The organism is Cobetia sp. SIMBA_158 (assembly GCF_046566945.1).
Lineage (GTDB): Bacteria > Pseudomonadota > Gammaproteobacteria > Pseudomonadales > Halomonadaceae > Cobetia > Cobetia amphilecti.
Genome location: NZ_JAWJYL010000797.1, coordinates 1 through 250, shown reverse-complemented (window position 1 = coordinate 250; position 250 = coordinate 1). Strand labels below are relative to the sequence as shown.

Annotated in this window: 1 protein-coding gene; it reads right to left on the bottom strand. The window is 70.4% G+C overall.

Translation table 11 applies throughout. The annotated features are described in order from the left end of the window. The coding region (locus tag R2R70_RS22015; protein ID WP_410979198.1) for an FUSC family protein at positions 1 to 250 on the bottom strand (250 nt) is incomplete at both ends.

Genomic DNA, 250 nt, shown 5'->3' with positions numbered 1-250 from the left:
CCGACTGGAACAGCGTCTGCGGCGTCATCACCGCGGGCAGGCCGATCAGCGCGGCCGTGTAGCCGGCGAGCACGAAGCCGTACCAGCGAAAGTGACGGTTGCGCACCGCGAGCGCGATGCAGCTGCCGATCCACAGCGTGATGCCGGCCATGTACAGCTCGGGCTGCTGCGCGAACAGGCCGCCGAGCGCCAACGCGGCCACCAGGCCGGCCGCCGTGCCGAGCACGCGGTAGAAGCTCTTCGCGAACAC